Origin of the sequence: Enterobacter cloacae complex sp. ECL414, assembly GCF_021869685.1 — a bacterium.
GTDB lineage: Bacteria > Pseudomonadota > Gammaproteobacteria > Enterobacterales > Enterobacteriaceae > Enterobacter > Enterobacter kobei.
The window spans coordinates 3,169,995-3,185,729 of sequence record NZ_CP091481.1 but is presented as its reverse complement, the minus strand read 5'-3'; the positions used below and the strand labels follow the sequence as shown (position 1 = coordinate 3,185,729).

Below are 15,735 nucleotides of genomic sequence, written 5' to 3'. Positions count from 1 at the left end.
TGCATCATAAATTTACTTTTCTTTAACAATTGGAGCGGTCATGGCGCTGCGTATTGCGCTTAGTGGGTTTGTCGTGCTGGTGGTGGCGATGGGGATAGGGCGCTTTGCCTTTACGCCTCAGGTACCGCTGATGATTGCCGCCGGGCAACTCACGCTCACCAGCGCAGGCCTGGTGGCGGCGATGAATTATCTTGGCTATCTGGTGGGAGCATGGGATGCCATGCGCGCGCGCCGCTTTGTTGAAACGCGGCTCTGGCTCGGCATTACGGGTGCGGTTGCATTGACGCTGCTCTCCGCGGCGGCGGATAACGCCGTCATACACGGCCTGCTGCGCTTTGCGATCGGCTGCATGAGTGGCTGGTCAATGGTGCTGATTGCCGCCTGGACCAACGAGCGGCTGGGGCAACTGGGTAAACCGGGGCTCAGTGCTGCGGTGTTTGCCGGCCCCGGCGCGGGTATCGCCCTGAGCGGCCTGCTCGCGGTCTATATTCAGGCGAAATCCCTTTCGGCCGGTGCGGCGTGGCAGATCTACGGCGTGCTGGCGCTCGTGTTGATTGCGCTGGTGGCACGCTATCTGCCGCGTGCGGGTCAGCTTCATCGCCCGGGGACTGCGCCTGAGTCGCTGCGGCTGACCGCGGATTTAAAGCGCCTGGTCTGGAGCTACAGCCTGGCGGGATTTGGCTATATCCTTCCGGCGACCTTTTTATCGCAAATGGCCGCCGTGCGCTTTCCCGGCAGCCTGTTTGCCCAGTTTGTCTGGCCGATTTTTGGTCTCGCCGCTGTGGTGGGGATTGCGCTCAGCATTGCCTTGCGACATATCTCCACGGCTAACCGCAGGCTGGCTATCGTGCTGTGGCTTCAGAGCGCGGGTGTCCTGGCGGCCTGGCTGCTGCCGGGCATCGGCGGTTTGCTGACGGGCGGGCTGCTGGTAGGTGGCGGGTTCCTTTGCGCCGTGCAACTCTCTCTTTTATACGGCCGAGAGCTGGCACCGAACCACACGCGTTATATGGCGGGACTGCTCACCACCGGGTATGCCATCGGGCAGTTGATTGGCCCGGTGACGTCGGCATTATCGACCTGGCTAACCCACCGGCTGGAGCCTGCGCTGGGGCTGGCGGGCGTCGCGTTGTTCATCGGCGGCGCCCTGGTCTGGAATCGTCACGCTGAAAGGCAACAGCAATTGCAATAATTATCGTCGTGAATACTGGATTATGTGCGTCGCCTCACGCACAATGAGCGCATACTTTTGCCACAACGAGGGCGAAAGACGCCACACCTGCAGGAGAAGAAAATGTCATCACTCAGTAAAGAAGCTGCCCTGGTCCATGAAGCCCTGCTTGCGCGCGGTCTCGAAACGCCATTGCGTCCGCCCGTTGAGGATATGGACAATGAAACCCGTAAAAGTCTGATTTCCGGGCATATGACCGAGATCATGCAACTGCTGAATCTCGATCTGAGCGATGACAGTCTGATGGAGACGCCTAAGCGCATCGCGAAAATGTACGTCGACGAAATTTTCTCTGGCCTGGATTACGCCAACTTCCCGAAAATTACCGTTATTGAAAATAAGATGAAGGTGGACGAGATGGTCACGGTACGTGATATAACGCTGACCAGCACCTGCGAACATCACTTCGTCACTATCGACGGTAAAGCGACCGTGGCTTACATTCCGAAAGATACGGTGATTGGTCTGTCGAAGATCAACCGTATTGTGCAGTTCTTCGCGCAGCGTCCGCAGGTTCAGGAGCGTCTTACGCAGCAGATCCTGATTGCCCTGCAAACGCTGCTGGGCACCAATAACGTGGCGGTCTCCATCGATGCCGTTCACTACTGCGTGAAAGCCCGCGGCGTACGTGATGCGACCAGTGCAACCACCACCACTTCGCTGGGCGGTCTGTTTAAATCGAGCCAGAACACCCGCCAGGAGTTCCTGCGCGCCGTGCGTCACCACAACTAATCTCACAGGGCAGGGACCATGGAGCGAAACGTCACGCTCGATTTTGTTCGCGGCGTCGCCATACTGGGTATCCTGCTGCTGAATATCAGCGCCTTCGGTCTGCCGAAGGCCGCTTATCTCAATCCCGCCTGGTACCGCGACATCACCCGAAGCGATGCCTGGACCTGGGCAATCCTTGATCTGTTTGCCCAGGTTAAATTCCTCACGCTCTTTGCCCTGCTGTTTGGCGCAGGACTACAGCTTCTGCTTAAACGCGGCACCCGCTGGATCCAGTCGCGCTTAACCCTTCTGGTGATCCTCGGTTTTATCCACGGTCTGTTCTTCTGGGACGGCGATATTCTTCTCGCGTATGGGTTAGTCGGGCTTATCTGCTGGCGTCTCATTCGTGATGCGCACAGCGTTAAAAGCCTGTTTAACACCGGCGTGATGCTCTATCTCATGGGGCTTGGGGTGCTGCTGCTGCTGGGGATGATCTCTGGCGAAGCGACCAACCGTTCCTGGATCCCGGATGCTGCAAACCTGCAGTACGAGCAGTTCTGGAAGCTAAAAGGCGGTACGGAAGCCATTAGCAACCGGGCGGATATGCTGGGGGATAACCTTCTTGCGCTGGGGGCGCAATACGGCTGGCAGCTGGCAGGGATGATGCTGATGGGGGCGTCATTGATGCGCACCGGGTGGCTGAAAGGGGAGTTCAGCCTGCGTCATTATCGTCGCACCGGGGCGGGGCTGGTTCTGCTCGGCGTGCTGATAAACCTCCCGGCGGTGATGACACAGTGGCACATTCACTGGGATTATCGCTGGTGCGCTTTCCTGCTCCAGGTACCGCGTGAACTGAGCGCGCCATTCCAGACCATCGGCTACGCGGCACTAATATATGGCTTCTGGCCGCAGCTTTCTCGCCTGTGGCTTATCAGCGCAGTCGCCTGCGTCGGGCGCATGGCGTTAAGCAATTACCTCCTGCAAACGTTGATATGCACCACGATTTTCTATCGCTTTGGCCTGTTTATGAAATTCGACCGCCTCGGGCTGCTGGCGTTTGTTATTCCGATCTGGGCGGTTAATCTGGCGTTTTCCGTTATCTGGCTGCGTTATTTCCGTCAGGGGCCGCTGGAGTGGGTGTGGCGTCAGTTAACCGCACATGCTTCAGGGGTATCATTGAGTAATACATCCAGATAACGATCTGGATCACAATCATTAACAAAACGGATGTAAGCGTTTTCATGACTGTGAGCTTCTTCACGTAGTCCCTTTTCTCTCGCTGCCAAAATAGCCACCTTGCTAAACACAGGGGGTGTCTGTGAGTTGCTGCAATCCTTTGAAGGATGGTGAATATGATCACCATTCGTGATGTCGCCCGTCTGGCGGGCGTTTCTGTGGCTACCGTCTCCCGCGTGCTGAACAACAGTGCGCTGGTGAGCCCTGAAACCCGTGAAACCGTAATGAAAGCCGTGACCCAGCTCGGATACCGGCCAAATGCCAACGCGCAGGCGCTTGCCACGCAGGTCAGCGATACCATCGGCGTGGTGGTGATGGATGTCTCAGACGCCTTTTTCGGTGCGCTGGTGAAAGCGGTCGATGTGGTTGCCCAGCAGCATCAAAAATATGTGCTGATTGGCAACAGCTATCATGAGGCGGAGAAAGAGCGTCATGCCATCGAAGTACTGATTCGCCAGCGCTGTAACGCCCTGATTGTTCACTCCAAAGCCTTAAGTGATGAAGAGCTTGCCGGGTTTATGGAACAGATTCCGGGCATGGTGCTGATTAACCGAATTGTGCCGGGCTATGCCCACCGCTGTGTTGGGCTGGATAACGTCAGCGGCGCCATGATGGCCACCAAAATGCTTATCAATAACGGCCATCAGCGGATCGGTTATCTTGCCTCCAGCCATCAAATTGAAGATGACGCGTACCGGCGTGAGGGCTGGCAAAACGCCCTGAAAGAACACGGCATTACCGCATCAGAGAGCTGGATCGGCACCGGTACGCCTGACATGCAGGGCGGTGAGGCGGCAATGGTGGAGTTGCTGGGCCGCAATCTGCAGCTTTCTGCGGTGTTTGCGTATAACGACAGCATGGCAGCGGGCGCGCTGACGGCACTGAAAGATAACGGCATTGCGGTGCCGCAGCATTTGTCGTTGATTGGCTTTGACGACATTCCGATCGCCCGTTACACCGACCCGCAGCTGACCACGGTGCGCTATCCCATTGCTTCTATGGCAAAACTGGCTACTGAACTGGCGTTACAGGGAGCCGCAGGGCTGCTGGATCCTGGGGCGACGCATTGCTTCATGCCAACCCTGGTGCGTCGGCATTCCGTCGCGTCGCGGCAAATTGTGGCTCCGATCACTAACTGATTACATGAGGTGATGTAACCGTTTTCAATCTGTGAGTAAATTCACAGTATCTTAACAAGGCGCTGACTATGATGTCAGCGTTTTAGCAGCTGAAACGCTATGTAACGGTGATTATTCACTTTAACAGTAGCCAATGTGCCGCAAACAACGAATAAAACGCATTTCTGGAGCGTTACCGACCACGGAAGAGAGAAATTTTATAAGTGAACGTCGGCTGTCAGTAACGTTTTATTAACATCTGCCTGCCGCTCGTTATTCACCAGAACTACCCTGCATAAAAAAAACCGGAGATACCATGAATAAGAAGGTGTTGACCCTGTCTGCTGTAATGGCAAGCATGCTTTTTGGTGCAGCAGCGCACGCTGCGGATACCCGTATTGGTGTGACGATTTATAAATACGACGACAACTTCATGTCTGTTGTACGTAAAGCTATCGAGAAAGATGCGAAAGCAGCGCCAGACGTACAGCTGCTGATGAATGACTCCCAGAATGACCAGTCCAAACAGAACGACCAGATCGACGTTCTTCTGGCGAAAGGCGTGAAAGCCCTGGCGATCAACCTGGTTGACCCGGCTGCAGCAGGCACGGTAATTGAAAAAGCGCGCGGCCAGAATGTGCCAATCGTCTTCTTCAACAAAGAACCTTCCCGTAAAGCGCTGGATAGCTATGACAAAGCGTATTACGTCGGTACTGACTCCAAAGAGTCCGGCATTATTCAGGGCGATCTGATCGCGAAACACTGGGCAGCGAACCCGAACTGGGACCTGAACAAAGACGGTCAGATCCAGTTCGTTCTGCTGAAAGGCGAACCTGGTCACCCGGATGCTGAAGCGCGTACGACTTACGTTATCAAAGAGCTGAATGATAAGGGCCTGAAAACCCAGCAGCTGGCATTAGATACCGCGATGTGGGATACCGCCCAGGCGAAAGATAAGATGGATGCCTGGCTGTCCGGCCCTAACGCGAACAAAATCGAAGTGGTTATCGCCAACAACGATGCGATGGCAATGGGTGCGGTAGAAGCGCTGAAAGCCCACAATAAATCGTCCATTCCGGTATTCGGTGTGGATGCCCTGCCAGAAGCGCTGGCGCTGGTTAAATCTGGCGCGATGGCCGGTACCGTTCTGAACGATGCCAATAACCAGGCGAAAGCCACCTTCGATCTGGCGAAAAACCTCGCTGACGGTAAAGGCGCGGCAGATGGCACCAGCTGGAAAATTGACAACAAAATCGTTCGCGTACCTTACGTGGGCGTAGACCAGTCCAACCTGGCTGAGTTTATCGGTAAATAAGTGAGTTAACCTGTCTCCACTGGGCGCAATTCGTTGCGCCCTTTTATAACGCGATATGCGAGGCCAACAAGGTATAATTATGGTCAGCACAACTACTCAGTCAACCGGTGAATACTTGTTGGAAATGAACGGTATTAACAAGTCATTTCCCGGTGTTAAGGCACTCGATAATGTTAATTTAAAAGTCCGTCCTCACTCTATTCATGCATTAATGGGGGAGAACGGTGCGGGTAAATCAACATTATTAAAATGTCTTTTTGGGATCTATCAAAAAGATTCTGGCAGCATTCTTTTTCAGGGGAAAGAGATCGATTTCCATTCAGCGAAAGAAGCACTGGAAAACGGTATCTCGATGGTTCACCAGGAATTAAACCTGGTACTGCAACGTTCCGTTATGGATAACATGTGGTTGGGGCGTTATCCAACCAAAGGTGTCTTTGTCGATCAGGACAAAATGTATCGTGACACCAAAGCGATTTTTGATGAGCTGGATATTGATATCGATCCGCGCGCTCGCGTGGGAACCTTATCCGTCTCACAAATGCAGATGATCGAAATTGCCAAAGCGTTCTCCTATGATGCGAAAATCGTCATCATGGACGAACCGACATCGTCATTAACGGAAAAAGAGGTTAATCACCTTTTTACCATTATTCGTAAGCTGAAAGAACGCGGCTGCGGCATTGTCTACATCTCTCACAAAATGGAAGAGATCTTCCAGCTGTGCGATGAGATTACCATCCTGCGCGACGGCCAGTGGATTGCCACGCAGCCGCTGGAAGGGCTGGATATGGACAAGATCATCGCCATGATGGTTGGCCGCTCCCTTAACCAGCGCTTCCCGGACAAAGAGAACAAGCCGGGTGAAGTGATTCTTGAAGTGCGCAATCTCACCTCGCTGCGTCAGCCGTCCATCCGCGATGTCTCCTTCGACCTGCACAAAGGCGAAATCCTGGGGATTGCCGGTCTGGTGGGGGCAAAGCGTACCGACATTGTGGAAACCTTGTTTGGTATCCGTGAGAAGGCCCAGGGCACCATTACGCTGCACGGAAAGAAAATTAACAACCACAATGCCAACGAAGCCATTAATAACGGTTTTGCGCTGGTAACGGAAGAACGTCGTTCGACGGGTATTTATGCTTATCTGGATATTAACTTTAACTCGTTAATTTCTAATATTCGTAATTACAAAAATAAAGTCGGACTGCTGGATAACTCCCGCATGAAGAGCGATACCCAGTGGGTGATTGACTCCATGCGCGTGAAAACGCCTGGCCACCGCACGCAAATTGGTTCGCTTTCGGGGGGTAACCAGCAAAAAGTCATTATCGGACGTTGGTTATTAACCCAGCCAGAAATTCTGATGCTGGATGAACCTACCCGTGGCATTGACGTCGGCGCGAAGTTTGAAATTTATCAGCTGATTGCCGAGCTGGCGAAAAAGAATAAAGGGATCATTATTATTTCTTCCGAAATGCCGGAACTGTTAGGGATCACAGACCGTATTCTGGTTATGAGCAATGGTCTCGTTGCCGGTATTGTTGACACCAAAACGACAACGCAAAACGAAATTTTGCGTCTTGCGTCTTTGCACCTTTAAGATCAGGGGCTCCTCATGAGTGCGTTAAATAAAAAAAGTTTTCTCACTTACCTGAAAGAAGGCGGAATTTACGTTGTTCTTTTAGTCCTGCTGGCCATTATCATTTTCCAGGACCCTACGTTCTTAAGTCTGCTGAACCTGAGTAACATTCTGACCCAGTCTTCCGTGCGTATTATCATTGCGCTGGGCGTGGCGGGCCTTATCGTCACTCAGGGGACTGACCTTTCTGCCGGTCGTCAGGTCGGCCTGGCGGCGGTTATTGCGGCAACCCTGCTGCAGTCGATGGAAAACGCCAACAAGGTCTTCCCGGAAATGGCGACCATGCCGATTTTCGTGGTGATCCTGATTGTCTGCGCCATCGGCGCGGTGATTGGCCTGATCAACGGTATCATCATCGCTTACCTGAACGTGACGCCATTTATCACCACGCTGGGTACGATGATCATCGTTTACGGTATCAACTCCCTCTACTACGACTTCGTGGGCGCGTCTCCTATCTCGGGCTTTGACAGCGGCTTCTCAACCTTCACGCAAGGGTTTATCGCGCTGGGCAGTTTCCGCCTGTCGTATATCACCTTCTATGCGCTGATTGCGGTGGCGTTCGTCTGGATCCTGTGGAACAAAACGCGCTTTGGTAAAAACATCTTTGCTATCGGCGGTAACCCGGAAGCGGCGAAAGTCTCCGGCGTCAACGTGGCTCTGAACCTGCTGATGATCTATGCCCTGTCCGGGGTGTTCTACGCCTTCGGTGGGATGCTGGAAGCGGGTCGTATCGGTTCTGCAACCAACAACCTCGGCTTTATGTACGAACTGGATGCGATTGCAGCCTGTGTGGTCGGCGGCGTCTCCTTCAGCGGCGGCGTGGGTACCGTTCTCGGTGTGGTCACCGGTGTGATCATCTTCACCGTGATCAACTACGGCCTGACCTACATCGGTGTGAACCCGTACTGGCAGTACATCATTAAAGGCGCGATTATTATCTTCGCTGTTGCGCTGGATTCACTGAAGTACGCACGTAAGAAGTAAGCTCAACAATGAAAAACCCGCAGCGATGCGGGTTTTTTTTTATGAGAAAAGTGTGGCTATCAGCGATTTTGAAATGGGCACCAGCCCGGTTTGAAGCCCGAAGGGTTTAAAGATTTTGTTAATGATGTCAGCGGAATAGTTGCCTCTGTTATTTTCTACATCTGACAATGTTTTTCGGGATACGCTGACTAATTTTGCATATTCATCCTGTTTTAGCCCCAACACCTCGACCCTGAGTTTCCTCAGTGCTTCTCCTTGCGTGATTTTACCCAACAATATGTCCCGAATGGCTGCGTGCAAGAGATCCTGACGATCGCGTGTATCGACGCGTGTTAAGCCTGGTGAAACGCGTTGCCTGTTTACCTGCGTTAACTTGTCAGGATCCTCTGCGTCGTCATGATGTCTCCTTCCATTTGCGCTGCGTATACGGGCTAATGTTTGCAGAAACTCTGACTCTGTCTTATCGGGTGTTTTCATAATAAGCCCCAGCGGGAAAGTTTGTCTGGAATAAAGCGAAAACCGATTGCAGGCATTTCCAGTATCTGTTTTGGAACACCGCGCGCCGCCAATCTTTCCGGTAGGTCGACGAGTTGAACGGCTGTCTCATGCAGGGCGTTAAGCAACGTCGAAGGGGGAATCCACTCCGCCAGCTCCGGTTGCGCCACCTGCCGCGGCGCCTCTTTCCTGGGCATAATCCAGAAAGTCGGCTGCCCGCTCGATGACGTCCGTAACCGTAAACGTTTTAGCGCTTGCGAATTCATTCCATTCCGGTACGGATTCTTTAATGCGTAAATTCCCAACAGGGGACATTGTGCCAAATTTTAGCAATAAAAAATTTTGCTGGCTGAGTGGTAATTCACTGATACCAAGCGCATTTATCCAGTAGCGACGACTGGCGCCGGCGGGAATGATATCGTCGATGAATCGCAGCCAGCCTGGATTTCCGTGGTCATTAAAAAAAGTGATACGGAGTGATTAAGGCAAGTAATGCCACTTATATCTCACATTATCCATTTTTTGAGAGGTTAATGAGTAATATATTACTCATTGTGCAAATTTATTTTTTCTTCTGCAGATCAAGCAGTTGCTCCGGTGTCACAGCCGGGTAACCCTGCGCGTCTTCCGGTACTTCATGCATCGCCGGAATCGGCACCAGCGGGCCTAAAAAGCGCGGTTCACGTTTGAAAATGTAGAGGTCCGCCAATGCGCCAAAGCGCGCGCCAAATTCGCGCACGCGCACGCTCAGCATATCTTTAGGCGACGGCACCGCGTAGCACTGCGCCTGAATACCCATATGCAGCGCAATAAACAGCGCGCGCTCGCAGTGGAAACGCTGGGTGATGATGATGAAGTCGTTGGTGTCGAACACTTTGCGGGTGCGCACGATGGAGTCGAGGGTGCGGAAGCCTGCGTAGTCGAGCACGATGTCGGCAGGATCCACGCCTGCGGCAATCAGGTCCTTACGCATCGTCACCGGTTCGTTATAGCTTTGCAGCGCGTTATCACCGCTTAACAGCAGATAGTTCACCTTGCCGCTGTTGTAAGCGTTCAGCGCGCCCTGAATTCGGTAACGATAATACTGGTTGATCACCCCGGTTCGGTAATACTTGGCGGTGCCGAGCACCACGCCCACCTGGCGATAGGGCAGGTCCTGCAGGTCATCAAAGATGTAAGGGGCGGTTTTCCAGCTCATCCAGCGGTCGAGACCCAGCACGATCAACAGCAGTATGCCGACCAGGACAGACAGGCTGTAAAAAACGCGCTTTAACATGGAGATGGCTCGTTCGTGGATGAAAGTTCACTCAGGCTACTTTACCCGTCTGGTTAGCGCAAGAAACAGCGACTCAACTGAGGGGTTTTTCAGCAATGTGGCGGACATTTTTGTCCGCCGGAAGGATTTATGCCAGCAGTACGCGGTCGATCGTCGTGCAGCCTAACGCCTTGAGCGTCGCAGCGGTGGCATCCCACTGAATCAGTGGCGCATCGGCCTTTTCGGCCAGAATTGCGCGCTGAATGTCGGGGTAGTCGTAGCCGTTCAGGCTCAGCAGGTTGAGCGCACCCTGCAGCGGCGGCAGCGTTGGGTTAAACGCGGCGTTTTCCGCATAGCTGCCGGTGAAGATACGGCCATCGCGGCACTGCAGCGCCACGCCGCTTGGGGCGTTACTGTACGGAGTGTGGCTCTTGTTAGCCGCACGAATGGCCGCTTCGCTCAGGTCATCGCCGGACAGGGCGAAACCATGATCCTGCTCGTCCATCAGCAGCGTTTTAATGTCCAGATCTTTCGGGCCGAAGGCATCCGGCAGGTAATCGCCCAGCGTATGTGGCGCACGTCCCGGCAGGTTGATGCGCAGTTGCAGCCCGCTGTTCAGCTCGTTCATAAACTGACGGCAGTGGCCGCACGGCGTGTAGTTCACGGTGATGGCGCTCAAGGCCTTTTCACCGCGCAACCAGGCGTGACTGATAGCGCTCTGCTCCGCATGAACGGTTTGCTGCATGGTTGCGCCCAGGAACTCCATGTTTCCACCGAAGTACCAGGTTCCGCTGACGCCGCGCGCAATAGCGCCGACGTTGAAGTGGGAGAGATCGGCACGCGCGCAGGCGGCAGCCAGGGGCAGCAGTGCGAAAGCCAGCGCGTCTTCGTCCAGTCCCGCTGCTTGTTTCAGCATGGTGACCTGCTCTGCCGTCAGCAGGGCGGGGAAATGTGCATCTGCCAGGACGGGAGCAAGGGCTGATTGCAAATTCTCTGCAAGCTGAGCGAAGGCAGCTTGAAAACGTGGGTGCATGGCGTTTGCCTCATAAAGGTTAATGGATCGGTAGTTTACGGAGCCGCTGGGGCTTTATATGTGATCCACTTCTCATTATGTATGCAACTTATGAAATCAAAATGAAATTTGCGCGACGCATCGCAAATTTTAGCCCATCACCGCCAGTATCAACGGGAAAATGAACGGGGCGAGCAGGGAGGTGATAATCCCGCATATCACCAGCGCCAGGGAGCTAAAAGCCCCTTCCTGATAGTCCAGCTCCGCGCAGCGGGCGGTACCCAGGGCGTGCGAGGCGGTACCCATCGACAATCCCCGCGCCGCTTTAGTATGGATCCGCATCGCGTTCAGGAGGGTGTGACCAAACACCGCGCCGAGAATACCGACGAAAATGACGCACATCGCGCTGATGGCCGGGATCCCGCCGAGGCTGCCGCCTACCGCCATTGCGATAGGTGTGGTCACCGATTTAGGCAGAATAGAGGCCGCAATTTGTGGCGAAGCGCCCATCAATAGCGCCACCGACGTGCCGGTGATCATCGCCACCAGGCTGCCCACAAAACAGATAGTAATGATGGATTTCCAGCGGGCGCGGATCTGGTGCAGCTGCTCATATAAAGGAAAGGCGAGGGCCACAACGGCGGGCTGCAACAGGTCGTTTAAAATTTTGCTGCCGGCAAAGTAACGTTCGTAAGGGATGCCGGTGAGCAGCAGGAAAGGAATAATTACCACCATCGCCACCAGCAGGGGGTTGAGCAGCGGCATTTTGAAGCGTGCGGCAAGTTTACGCGCGGCGAAGAAGACCAGCAGGGTTAACGGCAGAGACCACCAGATATTAGCCATCATTTTTTTGTTTTCTCCCCGATGACGTTACGTTCGCCATGTACCAGATGTGAACTCCAGCTCACAACAAGGAAAACCACCAGCGTGCTAACCGCGCAGGAGACCACAATCGGGCCGAACTGGGCTTTGAGCAAATCAAAATACTGCATGACCCCGACGCCGATGGGCACGAAAAGCAGCGCCATATAGCGGATGAGGACGAAACAGCCGGGGTTAACCCACTTTGCGGGCAGAATTTGCAGCGCCAGTAAAACAAAGAGGATCAGCATGCCGATAATGCTGCCAGGAATGGTGATAGGCAGCAGCGACGCGATAAAAATCCCGGCATACAGGCAGGCGTAAATCAGGACGAATGCGCGCAGATATTGCCAGATAATGTTCAATGATTTGCTCATGGTGATAGTCCTTGATGAAACGCATTCATCATACAATTAAACCTGAAAATGTGCCACGGATCACATCATGAATTTTGAGCATACCAGACATTCCGGAATGGAACGCCGGGCTTTCCACATACATACAGAGCAGCTACTATAGCGCGTCTTTTTTCACAGGTACTCAGAATGCGTGTTTTACTGGCCCCGATGGAAGGCGTGCTCGACTCTCTTGTGCGCGAGCTGCTTACCGAGGTGAACGATTACGATCTCTGCGTGACGGAGTTTTTGCGCGTGGTCGATATGTTGCTGCCAGAAAAGTCATTCTACCGTCTCTGTCCTGAACTGCACCGCCAGAGCCGGACGCCTTCCGGTACGCTGGTGCGGATCCAGCTGTTAGGCCAGTATCCTGAATGGCTGGCGGAAAACGCCGCCAGGGCCGTGGCGCTGGGTTCTTATGGCGTCGATCTCAACTGCGGCTGTCCGTCAAAGCTGGTCAACGGCAGCGGCGGCGGGGCAACGCTACTCAAGGATCCTGAGCTGATTTATCGCGGCGCAAAAGCCATGCGCGAGGCGGTACCCTCGCATCTGCCGGTCACCGTGAAAGTTCGTCTGGGCTGGGACAGCGGAGATAAGCAGTTTGAAATTGCCGATGCGGTGCAGCAGGCTGGGGCCACCGAGCTGGTGGTGCATGGCCGCACCAAGGAAGATGGTTATAAAGCTGAGCGGATTAACTGGCAGGCGATTGGCGAGATCCGCAAACGGCTCACTATTCCGGTGATCGCTAACGGCGAAATCTGGGATTACGAAAGCGCGCAGGCATGCCTGAAAGAGACGGGCTGCAATGCGGTGATGATTGGCCGCGGTGCGCTGAACGTGCCCAACCTCAGTCGCGTCGTGAAATATAACGAACCGCGTATGCCATGGGCTGACGTGGTGACGCTGCTGCAAAAATACAGCCGTCTGGAAAAGCAGGGTGATACCGGTTTGTATCACGTCGCGCGCATCAAGCAGTGGCTGAGCTATTTACGTAAAGAATACAGCGAAGCGCTGGGGTTATTTCAGGCGATCCGCACGCTCCAGACGTCGGCTGAAATTGCGCGGGTCATTCAGTCAAAATAACTAGCGGTAATATTTAAATTTAAATAATTCACTAGGTGAATATTTTGCTAATTATGTAAATGTATAACAATTTGCGGATTGCCACGCGTTACTAAAAAACGGAAAGTCATCAAGCGTAAGTTGCGCCTTTATTTTTTGAGTGCATGGCGTAATGAAACGTTTTCTTATTTTATCTCTGAGTGCTCCCCTTGTTTTTATGCTGGCTGCGTGCGCACCGGAACATTCCACGGTAGCGCCAATAAAAACGCAGGCGACAGCTGCATCTATAAATACCCGACTTAACCATGCGGACTGGCCGAAAAACGAATGGTGGAAAGAGTATAACGACCCGCAGCTAAATGCGCTTATTGCGAAAGCGATAGCGGATGCCCCGGATATGCAAATTGCCCGGCAACGTATTACGCTCGCGGAAGCACAGGCGAAGGCCGCTATTGCTGCCGATGGCCCACAACTGGATTTTTCTGCGGATGTTGAACGGCAGAAAATGTCGGCAGAAGGCCTGATGGGCCCGTTCGCGCTGACCGATCCGGCAGCGGGAACGACTGGCCCATGGTACACCAATGGCACCTTCGGCCTCACGGCGGGGTGGGATCTGGATCTGTGGGGGAAAAATCGCGCCCGGATTGCCACGCGTATCGGTAAAGTGAATGCGCAAAAAGCGGAGCTGGAGCAGACTCGCCAGCTGCTTGCCAGCAGCGTTGCGCGCCTTTACTGGGCGTGGCAGACCCAGGCCGCTGCCGGGGATGTCCTTTCCCAAATTAAGCAGGAGCAGAAAAATATTATCGATGCCGATCGTGAACTGTATCAGCACGGTATTACCTCCTCGGTGGAGGGCGTCGAAACCGATATTTATGCCAGCAAAACGGATGAAAAGTTAGCGGACGTGAAGGGCAAAATGAAGGCCATTGAGGCGCGACTGACTGCGTTGACCGGTACATCGGCCATAGCGCTTACGCGCCATGCGTTGCCTGCGACAGAAGCCTCGCTCCCTTCAACGCTGGGATATGAACTGCTGGCGCGCCGCCCGGATCTTCAGGAGGCGCACTGGTATATCGAAGCCTCCCTGAGCGAGGTGGAGGCCGCCAGAGCAGCATTCTATCCTGACGTGAATCTGATGGCCTTCTTACAGCAGGATGCCCTGCACCTCAGCGATCTGTTCCGCTCTTCCGCTCAGCAGATGGGCGTGACCGCCGGTTTGACCCTGCCGATTTTCGACAGCGGCAGGCTGAACGCCAATCTGGATAGTGCCCAGGCGCAGAATAACCTCTCTGTCGCGAACTACAACAAAGCGGTGGTGGAGGCGGTGAATCAGGTGGCGCGAACGGCCAGCGAAGTCGAAACCCTGACGGCAAAAAACCGTCACCAGCAGCAGGTCGAAAAAGACGCGGCACGTGTCGTGGCGCTGGCGCAGGCTCGTTTTAGGGCAGGTATCCTTGCGGGGTCGCGGGTCAGCGAAGCCAGAATCCCGGCGCTTAAAGAACACCTTGAGACGGTCATGCTGAAAGGACAGTATATCGACGCCACGCTGCAACTAACGTCGGCGCTGGGGGGCGGCTATCATCACGGCTAAAAAGAGGCGTTATCTATACTTATCTCTTTGCTGTTTTTCAGGAGGTGAGTATGACCAGAGTAGCGATTGTTACCGCATCGGATTCCGGGATTGGTAAAACCACGGCCCTGATGCTGGCAGAGCGCGGGTTTGATATTGGCATTACCTGGCATTCTGATGAAAAAGGTGCGCTGGAAACCTGCAGTGAAGTGGAAGCGAAGGGGCAGCGAGCAGAGGCTGTCCATCTCGATTTAAGCACGCTCCCGGAAGGTGCTGAAGCCATTGACGTGCTGATTGCGCGTTTCGGTCGGCTGGACGTGCTGGTTAACAATGCCGGGGCGATGACCAAGGCGCCCTTCCTGGAGATGCCGTTTGACGACTGGCGGAACATCTTCACCGTCGACGTGGACGGTGCGTTTCTCTGTTCGCAGATTGCGGCACGGCAGATGGTGAAGCAGGGGGAAGGGGGGCGAATTGTCAACATTACCTCGGTACATGAGCACACGCCGCTGCCGGAGGCCAGCGCCTACACCGCTGCGAAACATGCGCTCGGCGGCCTGACCAAATCCATGGCGATAGAACTGGTTAAGCACAACATTCTGGTGAACGCCGTTGCGCCGGGTGCCATTGCCACACCCATGAACGATATGGACGACTGCGAAGTGAAAGAAGGCTCAATGCCGGAAATCCCACTGGCGCGCCCCGGGCATACGAGAGAAATCGCCAGCCTGGTGGCGTGGCTGTGCGACAGCGACGCCAGCTATACCACCGGGCAATCGTTTATCGTTGACGGGGGTTTTATGCTGGCGAATCCGCAGTTTAAGCCGGAGGGGTAGCTACTTTTTGCCCTC

At 54.1% G+C, this 15,735-nt stretch carries 16 protein-coding genes; 10 read left to right on the top strand and 6 right to left on the bottom strand.

From position 1 onward, the window contains the following. The first annotated feature begins 40 nt into the window (after positions 1-40). The 7 genes from L3068_RS15315 (at position 41) to mglC (ending at position 8,234) form a co-directional block, all read left to right on the top strand. On the top strand, positions 41-1,189 hold the full coding sequence (locus L3068_RS15315; protein ID WP_117581200.1) for a YbfB/YjiJ family MFS transporter: 1,149 nt from the start codon (positions 41-43) through the stop codon (positions 1,187-1,189). 102 nt (positions 1,190-1,291) lie between these two features. Continuing rightward, positions 1,292-1,960 carry a GTP cyclohydrolase I FolE gene (gene folE / locus L3068_RS15310; protein ID WP_014884567.1) on the top strand — a complete coding sequence of 223 codons (669 nt, stop codon included), beginning with the start codon at positions 1,292-1,294 and terminating at the stop codon, positions 1,958-1,960. 18 nt (positions 1,961-1,978) lie between these two features. Continuing rightward, on the top strand, positions 1,979-3,136 hold the full coding sequence (gene yeiB / locus L3068_RS15305) for a DUF418 domain-containing protein YeiB (RefSeq protein ID WP_117581202.1): 1,158 nt from the start codon (positions 1,979-1,981) through the stop codon (positions 3,134-3,136). A 155-nt stretch (positions 3,137-3,291) separates the two neighbouring features. Beyond that, positions 3,292-4,314 carry an HTH-type transcriptional regulator GalS gene (gene galS, locus L3068_RS15300; protein ID WP_014884565.1) on the top strand — a complete coding sequence of 341 codons (1,023 nt, stop codon included), beginning with the start codon at positions 3,292-3,294 and terminating at the stop codon, positions 4,312-4,314. Between the two features lie 295 nt (positions 4,315-4,609). Further along, the gene (mglB, locus tag L3068_RS15295) at positions 4,610-5,608 is read left to right on the top strand and encodes a galactose/glucose ABC transporter substrate-binding protein MglB (RefSeq protein WP_014884564.1); all 999 of its coding nucleotides are present in this window, start codon (positions 4,610-4,612) and stop codon (positions 5,606-5,608) included. Between the two features lie 79 nt (positions 5,609-5,687). Next, positions 5,688-7,208 carry a galactose/methyl galactoside ABC transporter ATP-binding protein MglA gene (mglA, locus tag L3068_RS15290; protein ID WP_014884563.1) on the top strand — a complete coding sequence of 507 codons (1,521 nt, stop codon included), beginning with the start codon at positions 5,688-5,690 and terminating at the stop codon, positions 7,206-7,208. A 15-nt stretch (positions 7,209-7,223) separates the two neighbouring features. Continuing rightward, a complete protein-coding gene (mglC, locus tag L3068_RS15285) occupies positions 7,224-8,234 on the top strand; it encodes a galactose/methyl galactoside ABC transporter permease MglC (protein ID WP_013097952.1) in 1,011 nt (336 codons plus the stop codon). A gap of 39 nt (positions 8,235-8,273) precedes the next feature. Here mglC and L3068_RS15280 read toward each other — a convergent pair whose 3' ends face one another. The 6 genes from L3068_RS15280 to L3068_RS15255 form a co-directional block, all read right to left on the bottom strand. Further along, on the bottom strand, positions 8,274-8,711 hold the full coding sequence (locus tag L3068_RS15280) for a helix-turn-helix transcriptional regulator (RefSeq protein ID WP_047625327.1): 438 nt from the start codon (positions 8,709-8,711) through the stop codon (positions 8,274-8,276). Next, positions 8,708-8,995 (bottom strand): hypothetical protein, encoded by a 288-nt coding sequence (locus L3068_RS15275; protein ID WP_047625326.1) that lies wholly within the window; start codon positions 8,993-8,995, stop codon positions 8,708-8,710. Before L3068_RS15275 ends, L3068_RS15280 begins: the two co-directional genes overlap by 4 nt. Before the next feature lie 296 nt (positions 8,996-9,291). Then, the gene (sanA, locus tag L3068_RS15270; protein ID WP_032636024.1) at positions 9,292-10,005 is read right to left on the bottom strand and encodes an outer membrane permeability protein SanA; all 714 of its coding nucleotides are present in this window, start codon (positions 10,003-10,005) and stop codon (positions 9,292-9,294) included. Between the two features lie 127 nt (positions 10,006-10,132). Further along, positions 10,133-11,017, bottom strand: a complete 885-nt coding sequence (gene cdd / locus L3068_RS15265) for a cytidine deaminase (protein WP_014884560.1) — start codon at positions 11,015-11,017, stop codon at positions 10,133-10,135. A gap of 129 nt (positions 11,018-11,146) precedes the next feature. Beyond that, positions 11,147-11,842 (bottom strand): CidB/LrgB family autolysis modulator, encoded by a 696-nt coding sequence (locus L3068_RS15260; RefSeq protein WP_014884559.1) that lies wholly within the window; start codon positions 11,840-11,842, stop codon positions 11,147-11,149. Further along, a complete protein-coding gene (locus tag L3068_RS15255; protein ID WP_014884558.1) occupies positions 11,839-12,234 on the bottom strand; it encodes a CidA/LrgA family protein in 396 nt (131 codons plus the stop codon). Before L3068_RS15255 ends, L3068_RS15260 begins: the two co-directional genes overlap by 4 nt. Before the next feature lie 168 nt (positions 12,235-12,402). On the opposite strand from L3068_RS15255, the gene dusC reads away from it, so the two are divergent. From dusC to L3068_RS15240, 3 genes are all read left to right on the top strand, one after another. Next, positions 12,403-13,335: a tRNA dihydrouridine(16) synthase DusC gene (gene dusC / locus L3068_RS15250; protein ID WP_023330920.1), complete on the top strand. Its 933-nt coding sequence runs from the start codon at positions 12,403-12,405 to the stop codon at positions 13,333-13,335. A 151-nt stretch (positions 13,336-13,486) separates the two neighbouring features. After that, entirely contained in the window at positions 13,487-14,905 is a 1,419-nt protein-coding gene (gene mdtQ, locus L3068_RS15245; RefSeq protein WP_117581204.1) for a multidrug resistance outer membrane protein MdtQ, read from the top strand. A gap of 50 nt (positions 14,906-14,955) precedes the next feature. After that, positions 14,956-15,720 carry an SDR family oxidoreductase gene (locus tag L3068_RS15240; protein WP_117581206.1) on the top strand — a complete coding sequence of 255 codons (765 nt, stop codon included), beginning with the start codon at positions 14,956-14,958 and terminating at the stop codon, positions 15,718-15,720. Positions 15,721-15,735 lie beyond the last annotated feature (15 nt).

Bases quoted from the DNA above. Each gene is read 5' to 3' on its own strand.
- galS (WP_014884565.1), top strand. From the start codon at position 3,292: ATGATCACCATTCGTGATGTCGCCCGTCTGGCGGGCGTTTCTGTGGCT.
- L3068_RS15315 (WP_117581200.1), top strand. From the start codon at position 41: ATGGCGCTGCGTATTGCGCTTAGTGGGTTTGTCGTGCTGGTGGTGGCG.
- L3068_RS15255 (WP_014884558.1), bottom strand. From the start codon at position 12,234: ATGAGCAAATCATTGAACATTATCTGGCAATATCTGCGCGCATTCGTC.
- L3068_RS15275 (WP_047625326.1), bottom strand. From the start codon at position 8,995: ATGAATTCGCAAGCGCTAAAACGTTTACGGTTACGGACGTCATCGAGC.
- mdtQ (WP_117581204.1), top strand. From the start codon at position 13,487: ATGAAACGTTTTCTTATTTTATCTCTGAGTGCTCCCCTTGTTTTTATG.
- yeiB (WP_117581202.1), top strand. From the start codon at position 1,979: ATGGAGCGAAACGTCACGCTCGATTTTGTTCGCGGCGTCGCCATACTG.
- L3068_RS15280 (WP_047625327.1), bottom strand. From the start codon at position 8,711: ATGAAAACACCCGATAAGACAGAGTCAGAGTTTCTGCAAACATTAGCC.
- sanA (WP_032636024.1), bottom strand. From the start codon at position 10,005: ATGTTAAAGCGCGTTTTTTACAGCCTGTCTGTCCTGGTCGGCATACTG.
- dusC (WP_023330920.1), top strand. From the start codon at position 12,403: ATGCGTGTTTTACTGGCCCCGATGGAAGGCGTGCTCGACTCTCTTGTG.
- mglB (WP_014884564.1), top strand. From the start codon at position 4,610: ATGAATAAGAAGGTGTTGACCCTGTCTGCTGTAATGGCAAGCATGCTT.
- cdd (WP_014884560.1), bottom strand. From the start codon at position 11,017: ATGCACCCACGTTTTCAAGCTGCCTTCGCTCAGCTTGCAGAGAATTTG.
- mglA (WP_014884563.1), top strand. From the start codon at position 5,688: ATGGTCAGCACAACTACTCAGTCAACCGGTGAATACTTGTTGGAAATG.
- L3068_RS15260 (WP_014884559.1), bottom strand. From the start codon at position 11,842: ATGATGGCTAATATCTGGTGGTCTCTGCCGTTAACCCTGCTGGTCTTC.
- mglC (WP_013097952.1), top strand. From the start codon at position 7,224: ATGAGTGCGTTAAATAAAAAAAGTTTTCTCACTTACCTGAAAGAAGGC.
- L3068_RS15240 (WP_117581206.1), top strand. From the start codon at position 14,956: ATGACCAGAGTAGCGATTGTTACCGCATCGGATTCCGGGATTGGTAAA.
- folE (WP_014884567.1), top strand. From the start codon at position 1,292: ATGTCATCACTCAGTAAAGAAGCTGCCCTGGTCCATGAAGCCCTGCTT.